Source organism: Mesorhizobium sp. B1-1-6 (assembly GCF_006443035.1).
Taxonomy (GTDB): Bacteria; Pseudomonadota; Alphaproteobacteria; order Rhizobiales; family Rhizobiaceae; genus Mesorhizobium.
In genome coordinates, this window is record NZ_VFWR01000006.1 from 134,904 (window position 1) to 150,076 (window position 15,173).

14 protein-coding genes are annotated in these 15,173 nt (G+C 64.5%); 5 read left to right on the top strand and 9 right to left on the bottom strand.

The features are described 5' to 3' along the window. Position 1: 1 nt before the first annotated feature. From FJ979_RS13960 to FJ979_RS13980, 5 genes are read left to right on the top strand one after another with little or no spacing between them, the layout of a single operon-like run. The gene (locus FJ979_RS13960; RefSeq protein ID WP_181171887.1) at positions 2-595 is read left to right on the top strand and encodes a hypothetical protein; all 594 of its coding nucleotides are present in this window, start codon (positions 2-4) and stop codon (positions 593-595) included. Further along, positions 595-1,512 (top strand): dihydrodipicolinate synthase family protein, encoded by a 918-nt coding sequence (locus tag FJ979_RS13965; RefSeq protein WP_140581581.1) that lies wholly within the window; start codon positions 595-597, stop codon positions 1,510-1,512. The genes FJ979_RS13960 and FJ979_RS13965 overlap by 1 nt, the downstream gene beginning before the upstream one ends. 1 nt (position 1,513) lies before the next feature. After that, a complete protein-coding gene (locus FJ979_RS13970) occupies positions 1,514-2,482 on the top strand; it encodes a D-2-hydroxyacid dehydrogenase (protein WP_140581584.1) in 969 nt (322 codons plus the stop codon). Positions 2,483-2,494: 12 nt separating this feature from the next. Then, positions 2,495-4,039, top strand: coding sequence for a trimethylamine methyltransferase family protein (locus tag FJ979_RS13975; RefSeq protein WP_140581587.1), 1,545 nt, complete (start codon positions 2,495-2,497; stop codon positions 4,037-4,039). A gap of 29 nt (positions 4,040-4,068) precedes the next feature. After that, on the top strand, positions 4,069-4,971 hold the full coding sequence (locus tag FJ979_RS13980) for an SMP-30/gluconolactonase/LRE family protein (RefSeq protein WP_140581590.1): 903 nt from the start codon (positions 4,069-4,071) through the stop codon (positions 4,969-4,971). 51 nt (positions 4,972-5,022) lie between these two features. On the opposite strand, the gene FJ979_RS13985 is transcribed toward FJ979_RS13980, so the two are convergent. The 9 genes from FJ979_RS13985 to FJ979_RS14025 are packed head-to-tail and all read right to left on the bottom strand — an operon-like array spanning position 5,023 to position 15,153. Then, complete coding sequence (locus FJ979_RS13985; RefSeq protein ID WP_140581593.1) at positions 5,023-5,796, bottom strand: SDR family NAD(P)-dependent oxidoreductase; 774 nt, start codon at positions 5,794-5,796, stop codon at positions 5,023-5,025. A 9-nt stretch (positions 5,797-5,805) separates the two neighbouring features. Next, positions 5,806-7,140, bottom strand: a complete 1,335-nt coding sequence (locus tag FJ979_RS13990; protein WP_140581596.1) for a dihydroorotase family protein — start codon at positions 7,138-7,140, stop codon at positions 5,806-5,808. 15 nt (positions 7,141-7,155) lie between these two features. Continuing rightward, a complete protein-coding gene (locus FJ979_RS13995; RefSeq protein ID WP_140581599.1) occupies positions 7,156-8,103 on the bottom strand; it encodes a polysaccharide deacetylase family protein in 948 nt (315 codons plus the stop codon). Positions 8,104-8,114: 11 nt separating this feature from the next. Continuing rightward, complete coding sequence (locus FJ979_RS14000) at positions 8,115-9,140, bottom strand: NAD(P)-dependent oxidoreductase (RefSeq protein ID WP_140581602.1); 1,026 nt, start codon at positions 9,138-9,140, stop codon at positions 8,115-8,117. 29 nt (positions 9,141-9,169) lie between these two features. Further along, complete coding sequence (locus FJ979_RS14005; RefSeq protein WP_140581605.1) at positions 9,170-9,943, bottom strand: SDR family oxidoreductase; 774 nt, start codon at positions 9,941-9,943, stop codon at positions 9,170-9,172. Beyond that, positions 9,940-11,187: an MFS transporter gene (locus FJ979_RS14010; protein ID WP_140581608.1), complete on the bottom strand. Its 1,248-nt coding sequence runs from the start codon at positions 11,185-11,187 to the stop codon at positions 9,940-9,942. The genes FJ979_RS14005 and FJ979_RS14010 overlap by 4 nt, the downstream gene beginning before the upstream one ends. Beyond that, complete coding sequence (locus FJ979_RS14015) at positions 11,184-13,265, bottom strand: ABC transporter ATP-binding protein (RefSeq protein WP_140581612.1); 2,082 nt, start codon at positions 13,263-13,265, stop codon at positions 11,184-11,186. The genes FJ979_RS14010 and FJ979_RS14015 overlap by 4 nt, the downstream gene beginning before the upstream one ends. Next, a complete protein-coding gene (locus FJ979_RS14020) occupies positions 13,262-14,143 on the bottom strand; it encodes an ABC transporter permease (protein WP_224704900.1) in 882 nt (293 codons plus the stop codon). The genes FJ979_RS14015 and FJ979_RS14020 overlap by 4 nt, the downstream gene beginning before the upstream one ends. Continuing rightward, positions 14,140-15,153 (bottom strand): ABC transporter permease, encoded by a 1,014-nt coding sequence (locus FJ979_RS14025; RefSeq protein ID WP_140581615.1) that lies wholly within the window; start codon positions 15,151-15,153, stop codon positions 14,140-14,142. The genes FJ979_RS14020 and FJ979_RS14025 overlap by 4 nt, the downstream gene beginning before the upstream one ends. Between the last annotated feature and the right edge of the window lie 20 nt (positions 15,154-15,173).

Consider the following 15,173-nt stretch of genomic DNA (forward strand, 5'->3'; position numbering starts at 1 on the left):
GATGACCGTTCCCGGATCGCGCACATTTCCCTTGTCGCCGGACGGCTCGGCAGCGGAATCCGCCTTGCCGAAGGGCCGGCTGACATTGAGCGATCTGACGGCCCGGCCGCGTTTCGGCATCAAGGGGCCTGGAAGCGCCGGCTGGCTGGAAGCGCAGGGCCTGGCTCTACCGGCCGTCAATGGCGTTGCCACGCTGGGCGGCATCCGGCTGCTGCGTCTGGGGGCCGAGGATTTTCTGGCGGTTGACGATGGTGTCGGCAACGCAGTCGCAAAATTGACCGACGCTTGGCAGGCCGCCGATGGCGCGCGCGGCTACTGGTCCTGGCGGGAGGAGGGCTGGAGCTGGATGCGGCTCTCGGGGCCGCTGACGGAACCTGTGATGGCGCGGCTTTGCGCTCTGGATTTGCGGCCCGACCGTTTCGCCGCCGACGCGATCGCGCAGACGCGGGTCGCGCATGTCGAGGCTGTGCTGGTGCGGGGCGAGGGGGGCTTTGACATCTTCTTCGACATCGCATCGACAGCGTATTTCATCAGGACAGTTGCCACGGTGGCAAAGCTAGCCGCCGACGATACGATGACCAGGGGGATCCACTGATGAACAGCGTACAAGGCGTCATTGCACCGATCCTGACGCCCTTCGAAAAAGACGGCGGCATCGCCCGCGATCTGTGGATAAGCCATGCGAAATGGGTGCTCGCCCAAGGGGCGCATTATCTCTCGCCTTTCGGCACGACCGGCGAGGCGCTGTCGCTCTCGCCGGTCGAGCGCATGGAGGCGCTGGAGTGGCTGGCCGAGGCTGGTATCCCCGCGGAAAAGATGATGCCAGGAACCGGTCTGACCGCGCTGCCCGAGACGGTCGAGCTTAGCAGACATGCGCTGGACGTAGGCTGCGCCGGCGTCATGGTGCTGCCTTCGTTCTTCTACACGGCGGCAGGCGACAATGGACAGGCGCGCTACTATTCGGAACTGATCGACAGGGTTGCCGACCCGAAGCTGAAGCTGATCCTCTATCACATCCCGCAGAACTCCGGCGTGCCGGTCTCGCCGGCACTGGCCGCCCGGCTCAACGCAGCCTTTCCAGACACGGTCGTGGCCTACAAGGACAGCGGCGGAAACTGGGACAACACTGCCGCGATTATCGCCGCGGTCCCGAACATCTCGGTTTTTCCAAGCTCCGAAGGCCAGCTCACCCAGGGGCTGGATGCCGGCGCGGCGGGCTGCATATCAGCCTCGGTCAACCTCAACGCGAAGGCGATCCGAGCGCTCTACGACAATGCGCGCGCGGGGCGAGACGTCACGGCCGCTAACATCGCCATCAAGGCGTTTCGCAAGGCGGTTCAGGATGCTGGTCTGATCCAGGGCATGAAGGCGGCTCTCGCCGTTCGTTCCGGCGATCATCGCTGGCTCAACCTGCGCGCGCCGCATGAGAACGCCACCGTGCAGGAGGGCAAGGCCCTGCTGGATGTGCTGCGGCCTCTTGCCGATCACATTCCCGGCCCGAGGCGAGGCTGAGATGTCGGCGCGCCCGACCGTCATCGTCAGTGCCGATTCGCTGGACGGGCCGCTGGCCGTGCTGGCCGAGACGCATCCCGACATCACGGTGCATGGCTGCGAAAGTTACGAGGCGCTTCCGGCCCTGATTTCGGAAACCGGCGCCGAAGTGATCTTCAGCATCAGGTTTGGCCAGCGCTCACTCTATCCACGCAAGGCGGTGGTCGAGAACCCGACAGTGCGCTGGGTTTGTGTTGGCGGTTCCGGCACTGATCACCTGCGGCCGTGGGATCCCGCGCGGGTGACGGTGACCAATTCGGCAGGCGTCGCCGCCGACATGATGGCGGAATACGTCTTTGGCGCGATGCTGTCGTTTTCGCTTGGCCTGCGTGGCTTCGCACGCGAACAGGCGGCCGGCAACTGGATCGGCGGCAAGGTCGAGCCGATCCAGGGCAAGACGCTGCTGCTTCTCGGTCTCGGCAAGACGGGGCAGGCGGTTGCCGCGCGTGCCAAGGCGTTCGGCATGACGACGCTGGGGGTGCGAGCGAATCCGAAGCCGACTGAGAATATCGATGAAGTGCACGCCATAGCGGATCTGCCAAGACTTTGGGGCCGTGCCGATTTCATCCTGTGTGCCGTGCCCCTGCTCGACAGCACCCGCGGCCTTGTCGGCAAGGAAGCCTTCGCGGCGATGAAACCTTCGGTCGTGCTGATCGACGTGTCCCGTGGCTTCGTCGTCGACGAGGCGGCGCTTCTCGCGATGCTCGATGCCGGACGGATCAAGGGCGCGGCGCTCGACGTCTTTGCGACAGAGCCGCTGCCGCAATCGCACCCGCTATGGGGCTACGACAACGTGATCGTCACGCCGCATTGCTCTTCGGTCTATGACGGCTGGGATGTGAAGTCGGTGCGCATGTTCGCCGACAGTCTGGCCCGCTACCGGCGTGGCGAGCCGCTGAACAATGTCGTCGATCCCAAACGCGGTTACTAGGAGGACAGGCCGATGACGGCGCATGACAGGCGAAGCGGTGGACGGCGCACCAGAGCAGCGGGGCGCAGCGGCGGCGGCATCGCGCAACTGCCCTGGCAGAGCGTGACGAACCCTTACGCGCCGATGCGGATGCTGGACGAGGAGCAGATGGACAAGCTGCATCGCACCTCGATGCGGATACTTTCCGAGCTCGGCATCCGGGTGATGGGCGAGAAGGTGATGAGCATCTTCGAAGCCGCGGGAGCCATAGTCGACCGAGAGGAAAGCACGATCCGCATCGACGAGAGCATCGTGACCGAAGCGCTGAAGAGCGCGCCGTCGAGCTTCACGATCACATCGCGCAATCCGGAGAAGAGGATCAGGTTCGGTGGCAATTCGCTGGCGTTCGGCCTCGTTGCCGGCCCGCCCAACGTGCACGATCGCATCAACGGCCGGCGGCAAGGCAATCTCGCGGATTACGAGAATTTCATCCGCCTCGCGCACCACTTCAATGCCATCCACATCATCGGCAACCAGGTCGTGGCGCCGATGGAATTGCCGGCAAACTCCCGGCATCTCGACACCTACCGCGCAAACCTGGCGCTTTCCGATTTGGGCTTCCACGCCTCCGCGATAGGACGTGGCCGCGCCATGGACAGCATCAACATGATGGCAATCACGCGCGGCATTCCGGTTGAGGAGATGAGGTCTTCGCCGGGCGTCACAACCATCATCTCCGTGAACTCGCCGCGCCTGTTCGACGAGGCGATGGCGGAGGGGCTGATCGCCATGGCAGAGCACGGCCAGCCGGTGACAATCACGCCGTTCACGCTGATGGGCGCGATGACCCCGGTCACGCTGGCCGCCGCCCTGGCGCAGCAGAATGCCGAAGCGCTTTTCGGCGTGACGCTGACGCAACTGATCAATCCCGGCACGCCGGTGATGTACGGCGCCTTCACCTCGAACGTCGACATGCGCTCCGGCGCGCCTGCCTTCGGCACGCCCGAAAATGCCAAAGCCAACATCGTCGCCGGCCAGTTGGCCCGCCGCTACAATCTGCCGTACCGCACCTCAAATGCGAATGCGTCGAACGTCGTCGACCTGCAGGCCACCTACGAAACAGAGATGGCGACCTGGGGCGCGGTGCTCGGCGGTGCGAACCTGATCTATCACGCCGCCGGCTGGCTCGAGGGCGGGCTGACGGCCTCCTACGAGAAGCTGATCCTCGATGTCGAGATCCTGCAGAACATGATGGAGTTCCTGCGGCCGATGCCCTTCGAGGAGGACGACCTTGGCTTCGAGGCGATCAAGTCGGTGCCGACCGGAGGCCATTTCTTCGGCTCCGAGCACACCATGGCGCGCTACGAGACCGCTTTCTACCGACCGATGCTGTCGAACTGGCAGAACTACGGCGCCTGGCAGGAAGCCGGTGGCCATGACGCGCTGGAACGGGCGACCCAGCTCTGGCAGCAGGCGCTGGCCGAATATGAAGAGCCCGTCCTGGACCCCGCGGTCCGTGAGGAACTGGATGACTACGTGGCGCGCCGGAGACTTGAGATCGGCGACCAGGAGCCCTGATCGACTTCAAACAGAAGGAGTGGACTGGCATGACCAAACTGCATCTGCTCGGTACCGCGATCGCTCTTGCCCTGACGGCGTCTGCGCAAGCCGCCGACGTCAAGGTCATCAACGACGACGCCTGGTTCGCGGAAGGCCCGATCTGGTTCCAGGACAAGCTGTTCTACGTCGAATACGGGCGCAACACCGTCGATGTGTGGGATGGCAAGAAGAACGAAATCTTCTGGAAAATGGACGGCTGCGGGCCCTCGGCGGTCCTGCCGACCGCCAAGGGCGAGTTCGTCGTAACCTGCTACGACAGCAACTCGATCGGCCGCATTTCGGCCGATGGCAAGACCCTCGATGCCTACGACAAGGACAAGGACGGCAAGCCGTTCAGCGGCCCCAACGACTTCGCGCCGGACAAGGATGGCGGAATCTATTTCACCGGCTCTGGCAAGGGCGGCGCTGCGATCGACGCGTCGGCCTACTACATCGGCAAGGACGACAGCGTGGCGAAGGTCGCGGACGACCTGCACAACGCCAACGGCCTGGTCATGTCGAACGACGGCAAGATCCTCTATCTGGTCGAAACGGAAGACAACCGCATCATCGAATTCGATGTCGCCGCCGACCATAGCCTGAGCAACAGGCGCGTCTTCCTGCGGCTGGACGACCTGTTCCCGGACCAGCCGCATATCTGGCCGGACGGCATCAAGATGGACAACGCCGGCGAGATGTATATCGGCCAGAGCCCGCGCTCGCTCGACGCACCCGGCAAGATCATCGTCGTCGATAAGGACGCCAAGCTTCTTCGCACGCTGTCGGTGCCGTCCCCGTCGATGCCGAACTTCGCATTCGGTCCGGACGAGAAGGAACTCTACGTCATGGCCTTGGACCAGATCGACGCTGCGCCATGGCACGGCAAGGTCTACGAGATACCGAACAAGTAGCCGTTATCGAGCACGACTTATCGGTTCGCAATATGCAGGCTGGATGGCCGGTCAACCCGCCATCCAACCGCCGTCGACCACTAGATTGACGCCGGTCATGTAAGTGGACAGGTCGCTAGCGAGGAACAGGGCTGCGCCGGCGACGTCGTTCGGCTGGCCGAGCCGCGGCCATGGCGTGCGGCGGCGCGAATAGTCGAGGGCGTCGGGATCGTTGGCGACGCCCGGCTTGCCGGTGATGATCTTGCCGGGCGCCACGGCGTTGCAGACGACCAGGTCTTCCGCGTGGTCGACAGCGATCTGGCGCGTCATCTGGACGATGGCCCCCTTGCTCACCGAATAGGGGAAGTCGCCGGGGCAAGCCACCATGCCGTGCTGCGAGGATATGTTGACGATGCGGCCGCGCACGCCGTTCACCGGCTCCTGCCTGAGCATCTGCAATACCGCGTGCTTCGAACAGTAGAAGAAGCCGGTGACGTTGACCGCCATGACCTTCGCCCACTGTTCTAGCGTGGTCTGGGTCAAAGTCGTCGAGGTGTAGATGGCTGCATTGTTGACCAGCACGTCGAGCCGACCGAAATGGCCGATTGCCTGCTGAGTCATGTCTTCGACCGCGCCGTTGTCCGAAATGTCGACGGACAGGAAGATCGCCTCGCCGCTTGCCGATTGGATGGCCTGAGCGGTCGGCTCTCCGCCTTCGACAGGCTCTTCGCGCACATCGGCCACGACGACCCGCGCGCCTTCCTGCGCATAGCGCCGCGCGATGGCCCGGCCGATGCCGGAGCTCCCGCCGGTGACGATTGCTACCTTGCCTTCCATAATACCCATCTCGCTGCCTTAGCCTTCCCGCCGCGCCACCTGGCCTTGCCCCGGCCGGGTCAAAATGCCGTGGCGGACGATTTCCACGCCTCGAAGAAATACCTGCCGCAAAGTTGCCGACACGCTCCAGCCGTCGAACGGTGTATAATTCGCTTTGGATTTCTGGTCCGCGTTGCGCACGGTGAAAGTCCGCTTGGGGTCGAGAAGCAGGATATCGGCGTCGAACCCGACGGCGAGCCGGCCTTTGCGCTTGCCCAGCCCGAAACGGTCGGCGGGGTTGGCCGCGCACATCCGCACGATATCGGAGATGCCGATCAGGCCTTCGTCTGCCAGCTTCAGCATCACGGGCAGCAGCGTCTGCAAACCTGGCATGCCACCTGGAATATCGGCGAATGCGGGATAGGCGGCGGCCTTTTCCCGTGGGCTGTGCGGCGCATGGTCTGTGCCGATGACATCGATCATGCCAGAGGCAACGGCCTCGCGCAGGCGTCGGACATCTTCCGGCGATCGCAACGGTGGCGAGCCCTTCAGCGTGGCTCCCTGGGTCTCATAGTCGTGCGCCGTGAAAAACAGGCTTTGTGGCGTTGTCTCGACGCTGGCATCGGCCAGATCCCGCAGGCGGTGCCACGTCTCGACGCCGAGCGCCGAATTGATCTGCCGCACATGGATACGGGTGCCGGCCTCGGTCGCTGCCAGCACGGCGCGGGCAATGCCGTTGGCCTCCGCCGCCGGTGGCCTGCTCTTCAGGAACGCCGCTATGTGGCCGTCATGGTCACGTGCCATGCTGCCTTCGAGCAGCGATTGGTCGCCGGGCGACACCCCGATTGTCGTGCCGAAAGGCACCATCACCTTCAGGGCTTGCAGCACCGCATCCGTCGTCTGGAACAGAAAATCCTTTGGGACGTCGGCGGTGAAAAGCTCGAACGAGACCGGCGCCATTTCGGCCACGGCGGCGATCAGGCCAAAATCCTTGGTAAGCACGGCCTGGAAACCCACATCGACATTCAGTTTTCCGGTCGTCAGCGCCATCTTGTCGGCGAGTTGATCCGCCGTCGCCGTCCAGGGCTCGTCTGTCGGCATGTCGAGCACGGTCGTCACCCCGCCGAGTGCGGCCGCATGCGTGCCGGATGAAAAGTCCTCCTTGTGGGTCAGTCCCGGTTCCCTGAGATGCGCATGCGCATCGATCAGCCCAGGCAACAGGAAACAGCCGGCGGCGTCGATCAGGGTGCGCGCCTCGGCGGATTCTCCGGGCTGGACCAGGGCGGCGATCCTGCCGCCATGGATCGCGACGTTGCGGCGCGCTTCTCCATCGGCATTGATGATCGTGGCGCCTGTGATGAGCGTCTCAAACATGACGCATCTCCGCTGCTAGTGGCCCTGTCTGCGGGTAAAACTGTCCTGATTGTCAATCCAGTAGCGGGCGATGTCGGCCCGGCGCATGAAGATAACGCCAGGCGTTTTCTGTATATGCTCGATGACCGCCCGCAGGCCCGCAGCCCGGTTCGGCTGACCCATCCAGCGCGCATGCACGCAGATGTTCAGCATGCGCCCGCCGGTCTCGTCGGCTTCCCAAAGCATGTAGTCGATCGCCGAGCGGCAATCCTCGGCGAAGTCGCGCGGGTTGCTGTAGCCCGGCGCGATGAGGAAGCGGCTGTCGTTGAGCGTCTTGGAATAGGGCACGACCAGGATGCGCTGGCCGCCATGGTCGACGAAATAGGGCAATTCGTCGTTGCAGGGGTCGGAGTGATAGAGAAAGCCGCCCTCTCGCACCAGCAGGTCACGTGTGTTGACACTCGGGAACGACCGGCAATTCCAGCCCAGCGGCCGGCGGCCAAGCACCTTCTGGTAGAGCGTGATCGCCTCGTGCAACTGCCTTTCCTCTTCCTCGCGCGGCATGCCGGGATAGTCGGTCCAGCGCAGCCCATGCCCGAGCAGGTCGTGGCCGCGCGCATTCATCCATTCGGCGACGGCGCGGTTCTTCTCCAGCGCCACCGCGCAGGCCGAAACCGTGATCGGCACGTTGTAGCGGTCGAAAAGCCGGGCGAGCCGCCAGACGCCGACCCGGCTGCCATATTCGAAATGCGTCTCGGTGCCGAGGTCGCGGTGCGGTGATGTGCCGTTGTTGTTGTACTCGCCCCAATTGTCGTTGCGGCCGTCGTCCAGCCAGTTGTATTCCGAGCCTTCCTCGTAGTTCAGCACGAGGTTGATCGCGACCTTCGCGCCACCCGGCCAGATCACATAGGGTGGGTTCGCCCCATAGCCGACGAAGTCGCGCGGCTGGGCGTTCGCCGGATGTGAAGCAGCGTTCGGTGCCATGGCAATCCCTCTCAATTCGTCTCGTTGGCGGAAATCCAATCCATATAGGCGTGGAAGGCTTCCTTGCCGGGGCGCGGCCGCCACCCGGTGTCGCGCATGATCCGGGCGATATCGTAGGCCCCCCACATGCCGCCTTTCAGTGACGTGTCCTGGACGATATTGGCATCGGCGCCGGCGCTGACCTCGGCCTTCAAACCTGGAACCCGCTCGCGCGTCCACCCGATGATGTCGCCGATCGTCTGGCCGCCGCCGGAACCGATATTGTAGTGGCGATAATTGAGGCGCGGCGCGTCGATCAGCGCCAGAATGGCAGCGGCGACATCGGTGGAAGTGACGTAGTCGCCGACCGATTCAAGGCTGTTCGGCCTGATCGTCTCGCCGGCCAATGCCATGTGCGCGACGCGGTTTGGAACATGGCGGAAATTCCGGCTCTCCGTGGCGCGGTCCATCGGCCCATAGACGGACGCGAGACGCACCGAGATCGCCGACAGACCGAACAGGTCGGCGTACCGATTGGCCACCATTTCGGAGGCGAATTTGGAGATGCCGTAGAGCGTGAGCGGCGCGACATAGCCGTCCTCTGGCAGCGGCTCGCCGCTCCAGTCCGGCCCGTTGTGCCGGTAGACGGAGCCGGAACTGACATAGACGAAGCGCTTCAGGGCAGGCCGCGTGCGGGCCCAGTCCAGCATGCGCACCGTGCCCATGAGATTGACGTCGACGATGCGCGCCGGGTCCTCGGCCTCAGGCTGCCGCTTGGCTTCCGAAGCGCTGCCGCGCGAGATCGGGGTGATGGTCGCACCGTGCACGATGGCCGAGATGTTCTGCCCGTCCAGCGCGGCGGACCATGTCTTCGGGTCGAGAATATCGGCGCTGACGACGGTGAGCCTATCGCGCATCGGCGCGAAATGCTTTTCGGCGGCCGCGTCGAGATTAGACCGGTCCAGGATCACAGCCCGCGCGGTCGGGTCGCGGTCGAGCCAGGCGCGGGCGACGACGCTCATGACGAAGCCGGTGCCGCCAGTGACGAGCAGGGTCATCGGATCAACCTCCAATACCGGAAAGGGGTTCAGCGTACGGCATAGCCGCCATCCACGAGAAGGTCCGTGCCGGTGACGAATGAGGCATCGGACGAAAGCAGGAAGGCGCAGGCGGCGGCGATCTCTTCAGGTTGGGCAATGCGCCCGAGCAGATGCGCCGGCCCGAGACCCTCGTCGGCCGCCTTCAGGTCCGGCCAGCGTTGCAGCAGGCGCGCGGTCGCGACAGCGCCGGGCGACAGGCTGTTGACGCGGATGTGTTGCCCGGCATGGTCGACGGCCATGGCCTTGGCGAGATGCATAAGGCCGGCCTTGGCCGCGCAATAGGCCACCGCCTTGCCGACGGCGACGCGCGCGAATTGCGAGCCGATCAGGACGATCGAGCCGCCGCCGCCGGCCGCCATCAAGGGCACTGCGAATTTGGAGACCAGGAAGGCGCCGGTGAGGCTGACGTCCAGCTCCAGCCGCCATTTGTCGAGCGCGAGATCGGCGACCGTGCCGTCGGTCGATGGGGCGGCGGCATTGTGGACCAGACCGTCCAGCCCACCGAATGCCCGGCCTGTAGTGGCGACCGCGGATTTGACCGAATCCGGCTCGGTGACGTCGCAGCCGACCGCCAAGGCGTTCGATCCGAGACTTGCGACAAGCGCCTGCGTTGCCGCCATGTCGCGATCCGCGCAGGCGACGCGAGCGTTCTCCTCGACGCATCGGCGTGCGATCGCGGCGCCGATCCCGCTTGCGGCGCCGGTGATCAGAATGACCTTGCCGGTCAGGCGGCCGGGCAGGGGGGATGCGGCGGCTGTCACGGCTCGCCTCCCGAGGGCTGCACGACCACAATCCCCACCGGGCGCTGCCGCAAGTTGATGCAAGCCGCGATTGCCACCAGAATGCCGCCGGTGCCGAGCACCAACAGCATGGCCTGCGGGGCGGTGTGCTCCATGAGCGCCGCGGACAGGCCGGGCGTCAGGATATTGCTGATTGAATAGAGCAGCAGCAACGTGCCGGAAGCGGCAACCATATGACGGCTGTGCATTCGCGAATTGGCGAAGGCTATCGCCACCGGATATACGGTCAGCGCCGTGGCGCCATAGATGAAGAACAGCAGGAAGAGGAATGGCAGCGGCCTGGTTCCGATCCAGGCGATGGATGCGCAGAGCGACACCGAAAGCAGGCCCTGGATGAGCAGTATCACACGCCTGTCGAACCGGTCCGAGAGCCATCCGACTGGCGTTTGCGCCAGCATCCCGGCGATGCTGACGGTCGTCACCAGGCCGACGGTCGCGCTGGCGGATAGCCCGATCTTGGCGCCATAGATCGGGGTCAGAACGAAAACGTTCATGTTGGTGACGCCGGCCTGGAAGACGCTGACCACCGTAACGGGCGCCAGCCGCAGCAACTGGATGACGCCGTAACGCTCTTCCTTCGCCGGGATGTCCGGCACGGACGGTTCATACTGCGGAGCAGGCAGGGCAGGCCATGGCTTTGAGACGAAGCGTGCAAGCACTGCCATTAATACCGTGGCCGCGCTGACCCCGAACAGATGGGGCGAGTGCGCCCCGACGATCTCCAAAAGCACCTGGCCGAGCAGCACGGCGATCGCTGTTGTCATCATGTAGACGGAAAACAGCCTGCCGCGATTGTGCTGGTCAGCATAAAGGTTGATCCAGCTTTCGCACACGACGAACATGGCCGCCATGGCCAGCCCTCCGAGCAGGCGGAAGCAGAACCATGCCGGCAGCAGATCGGTGAACACGAAGCCTGATGTGCCGATCGCCGCGATCACGGTTATGATGAAAAAGGCGCGCTCGTGGCCTACCCGCGACACCAGTGGACGAGCAATGAGGCAACCGACGAGGAACCCGAGCGGGTAGGCGGTGAGCACCAATTGCACGTTTGGGGGCGCGATGCCCGGCGCGCTCAAGGCCAGTGACACGGCCGTCGTCAGCATGGAGCTGCCGATGCCGGCCAGGCAGATGAGCGCCATGATCGGCAGGATGGCGCGCGATCGTTCCGCCTGACGCCAGAGACGGGCCAGCGACCATGTCCTCATTTAGGGCCACGCGCCTCGTCCATGAGGGTGAGCGCGGCCAGATCCGTCTTCGGGATATGGCAGGCGATCTCGTGCGTGGGGGACATTGTGCGGATCGGCGGCGGCTCGCTGTCGCAAATAGGACCCACCTTGCGATGGCACCGGCTGGCAAAGCGGCAGCCGGTAGGAACGTTGACGGGACTAGGCGTGTCTCCGGTCAGCGTGATCCGCCTGCGCCCGGCGCCTTCCGCTTTCGTGCTGCGGATCGCCGAAATCAGGGCCTCGGTGTAGGGATGGGTGGCGCCGCCGAAGATTTCATCGACCGTGCCTTTCTCCATCACCTTGCCGAGGTACATGACCACGACCTTGTCGGCGACATGGCGCACCAGCGCCAGATCGTGGCTGATGAACAGCATCGTCGCGTGGCGGGTCCGCTGGATGTCGAGCAGCAGCGTCACCACCGCCGCCTGCACCGAGACGTCCAGCGCCGATACCGGCTCGTCGGCGACGATCAGCGACGGGTCGGAAGCGAAGGCGCGGGCAATGGCGATGCGCTGTTTCTGTCCGCCCGACAACTGGCTTGGCTTACGCGCCGCGAAGTCCGGCGAAAGCCGCACCATCTCGAGCAGTTCGCGCATGCGCTGGTCGATGGCTGCCTTGCCCGTGCGAATGCCGAATTTCTTCAACGATCGGCGGATGGAGAAGCCGGCGCTGTGCGAGGGATTCAGCGTCGAATCCGGATTTTGGAACACCATCTGGATCGATTGCAGCAATTGTTTAGGCCGAGAGGCTGCTTCGATCTTTGCGATGTTTTCGCCGGCCATGCGGATTTCACCCGATGTGGCGCGGTCGAGGCCGGTGACGATGCGCGCAAGGGTCGACTTGCCGCAACCGGACTCGCCGACCAGCGCGACGATTTCGGCCTTGCCGGCCTCGAAAGACACATGCTCGTTGGCCTTCAGCGTCCTGTGGTTGCTGAGGTGGTAGAGCTTGGTGACATCCGATACGGCTATTGCGGCCTCCGGCGCCGTTCTCTCTTCGGCCAGCGTCGGCAGGTCGCGGCGACCGAGGTCGAGTTCAGGCCAGCGCACGCAGCGCACCAGATGGTGCTCTCCCGCCGGTTCGAGGATGATTCCGGGCTGGTCGCACAGGCCGGCCTTGAAACCGGCGCAGCGCGGCCCGAACAGGCAGCCGCGCGGCCGCTCCGAGGGCAGCGGGATGTGACCCGGAATGGCAGCCAGCGTGCGGCTGTGCTTGCCGTGGTCGATGTCGGGAATGCAGTCGATCAGCCCTTGCGTGTAGGGGTGCCGCGGTTGGCCGAACAGCTCGCCTGTCGGCGCTTCTTCGACCAGTTCGCCGGAATACATGATGCCGACGCGGTCGCAGCTCTCGGCGATCAGGCCGAGATTGTGGGAGATGAACAGCAGGCTGGTGCCGTAGCGCTGGCGCAGCTCCCCAATCAGGTCGATCACCGCCGATTCCACCGTGACGTCGAGGCCGGTGGTCGGCTCGTCGAGCAGCAGCAGAGAAGGCCTGCCCAGAAGCGCCATGGCGATCACGACCCGCTGCTGCTGGCCGCCGGAAAGCTGATGCGGATACCGCTTCAGCATGTCGCCGGCGTCTGGCAGGCGCACGTCCTTCAGCATGGCTGCCGCCATGTCGAGCGCGTCGGTTCGGCTGGCGTCGAGATGGAGCATCGGCACTTCGGCAAGCTGCGCGCCGATGGTCTTGACCGGATTGAGCGCGCTCATCGGATCCTGATAGACCATGGCGATGCGCCGCCCGCGCATGGAGCGCAGTCTGTGTGCCGGCGCGCCGACCAGATCCTCGCCTTCGAAGCGGATGCTGCCGCCGGCGATCAGGCCGGTGGCGCCGAGATAGCCCATGATGGCCATCGCGGTCGTGCTCTTGCCGCAGCCGGATTCGCCGACCAGCCCATAACTTTCGCCCGGTCTGACCTCGAACGACAAGCTTGGCACGGCAACGACGGTCTCCGCCTTGGCGCGAAACTCGATGCGCAGGTCCCGGACCTCGAGCAGCGGGGCGTCCGCGGCTTGCCCCTTCGGCGCTGGCGCCAATATGTCAGCAGTCGGAATCATGGCTTCCAGGCTTCCCGCAGGCCGTCGGCCAGGAGGTTGAAGCCGAGCACCAGGCTGACGATTGCAATCGACGGCAGCACCGACATCAGCGGCCAGACGTTGAGCACGGTCGTGCTTTCCTTGACCATGCCGCCCCAATCGGGGTTGGGCGGCGGCAGGCCGAGGCCGAGGAAGCCGAGGATGCCGATGGTGATGATCGTGTAGCCGATGCGCAGGCAGGCATCGACGATCAGCATGCCGCGGCAGTTGGGCAGCAGCTCGACCAGCATGATGTAGAGCGTGCTTTCGGCGCGCAGCCTAGCCGCAGCGATGTATTCCTGCTCCTTCAGGCCGAGCACCAGCCCTCGCGTTATTCGCCCGATGCCCGGGGCCGAAGCGACGGTCGAGGCGATGACGATGTTGAAGACGGACGGGCCGATATTGGCGATCAGTATGACGTAGAGGACCAGCACCGGGAAGGCGAGGATGATGTCGGACAGCCGACTGATGAGGGCATCGATCCAGCCCCCGTAATAACCAGCGATCATTCCCAGCGTGATGCCGACTATCATGGCGATGGCGACGGAGAGCGGCGCCACCACCAGCACGGTGCGGGCGCCGAAGATCAGCCGCGACAGCTCATCGCGGCCGAGGATATCGACGCCAAGCCAATGCGCGGCCGAAGGCGTCGGGTCGGCGAGCGCCATCACGTCCTGTTCGGTCGGCGAGTAGAGCGGCAGGACCGGCGCGAGGATCGCTGCTAGTACCCAGAAGCCCACCAGGAATAATCCGATCATCGCGGTCGGCGAGCGCAGCATCCGCGCCCATTTCAGGCGCGTCCTGCCCGTCGGCTTGGCAGCCGTCCCGTCCATCGCTCTCTGTTCGGCCACTGCGTTCATTTCAACCTTATGCGTGGGTCAAGCAGCATGTAACCGAGGTCACCGAGGAACTGCGTCGTGACCGCGATGGCGACGGTGATCAGCGTGGCGGCTTCGATGGTCGCGATGTCGCCGAACAGGCTGGCGTCGAGCAGCAGCCGACCGAAGCCGGGATAGGCGAAGACGAGTTCCGTCACCACCACGCCGCTGATGAGGAAGTTGATCTGCAGCAGAAGCACCGTGAAAGGCGCGATCATGGCGTTGCGTAGGGCGTGGCGCATCACCACTTGGCGCGTGCTCATGCCCTTCAGCACCGCGGTGCGGATGAAAGGTTTTTCCATCACGCCGATCATCGAGACTCGGATCATGCGCGCGACATAGCCGAAGTCGTAGATGACGAGCACCGCGACCGGCAGCACGAGTTGCGATGGAATGGACCAGCCGCCGTCGGAATCCAGCGGACTGGTGCCCGGCAGCACCGGCCACAGGATGACGAACAGGGTAACCAGGAAAACGCCGGAAGCGAATTCGGGGATCGAGGTGAAGGTGATGCATATGATCGACAATGCCCGGTCGAGTACGCCGCCTTCCTTGAGGCCCGACAGGATGCCGAAGACAATCGACAAGGGCACGATCAACAGGAAGGCCAGTCCGGCCAGGATCGCCGTATTGCCGAGCCGGTCCCAGATCACATCGTTGACGGGCAGCTTGTTGAGCGTCGAATAGCCGAAATTGCCGAAGTACTGGGCGCCTCGCGGGTCCGTGAAATTGAGCCCGGTGCTGGGGTCCTGAAGCGGGTCCGGAATGACGCCGAGCAGTATGCCCGCCCAGCGGCCGTAACGCACCAGCAGCGGATCATCCGCCTTCAGCTTCCTGGTGAGGAAATCGACCTGTTCCTGGGTCGCGAAAGGCCCGAGGGATTTGCGCGCGACGCTGCCCGGCGTGAATTCACAGACGGCAAAAACAAGAAACGAAGCCGCCACCATGGTGAGCAGCATCATCGCCAGTCGTCTCGCAACGAATCTCGCCATCGGCCGGAATGTCCGCTCCT

Bases quoted from the DNA above. Each gene is read 5' to 3' on its own strand.
- FJ979_RS13960 (WP_181171887.1), top strand. From the start codon at position 2: ATGACCGTTCCCGGATCGCGCACATTTCCCTTGTCGCCGGACGGCTCG.
- FJ979_RS13965 (WP_140581581.1), top strand. From the start codon at position 595: ATGAACAGCGTACAAGGCGTCATTGCACCGATCCTGACGCCCTTCGAA.
- FJ979_RS13970 (WP_140581584.1), top strand. From the start codon at position 1,514: ATGTCGGCGCGCCCGACCGTCATCGTCAGTGCCGATTCGCTGGACGGG.
- FJ979_RS13975 (WP_140581587.1), top strand. From the start codon at position 2,495: ATGACGGCGCATGACAGGCGAAGCGGTGGACGGCGCACCAGAGCAGCG.
- FJ979_RS13980 (WP_140581590.1), top strand. From the start codon at position 4,069: ATGACCAAACTGCATCTGCTCGGTACCGCGATCGCTCTTGCCCTGACG.
- FJ979_RS13985 (WP_140581593.1), bottom strand. From the start codon at position 5,796: ATGGGTATTATGGAAGGCAAGGTAGCAATCGTCACCGGCGGGAGCTCC.
- FJ979_RS13990 (WP_140581596.1), bottom strand. From the start codon at position 7,140: ATGTTTGAGACGCTCATCACAGGCGCCACGATCATCAATGCCGATGGA.
- FJ979_RS13995 (WP_140581599.1), bottom strand. From the start codon at position 8,103: ATGGCACCGAACGCTGCTTCACATCCGGCGAACGCCCAGCCGCGCGAC.
- FJ979_RS14000 (WP_140581602.1), bottom strand. From the start codon at position 9,140: ATGACCCTGCTCGTCACTGGCGGCACCGGCTTCGTCATGAGCGTCGTC.
- FJ979_RS14010 (WP_140581608.1), bottom strand. From the start codon at position 11,187: ATGAGGACATGGTCGCTGGCCCGTCTCTGGCGTCAGGCGGAACGATCG.
- FJ979_RS14015 (WP_140581612.1), bottom strand. From the start codon at position 13,265: ATGATTCCGACTGCTGACATATTGGCGCCAGCGCCGAAGGGGCAAGCC.
- FJ979_RS14020 (WP_224704900.1), bottom strand. From the start codon at position 14,143: ATGAACGCAGTGGCCGAACAGAGAGCGATGGACGGGACGGCTGCCAAG.
- FJ979_RS14025 (WP_140581615.1), bottom strand. From the start codon at position 15,153: ATGGCGAGATTCGTTGCGAGACGACTGGCGATGATGCTGCTCACCATG.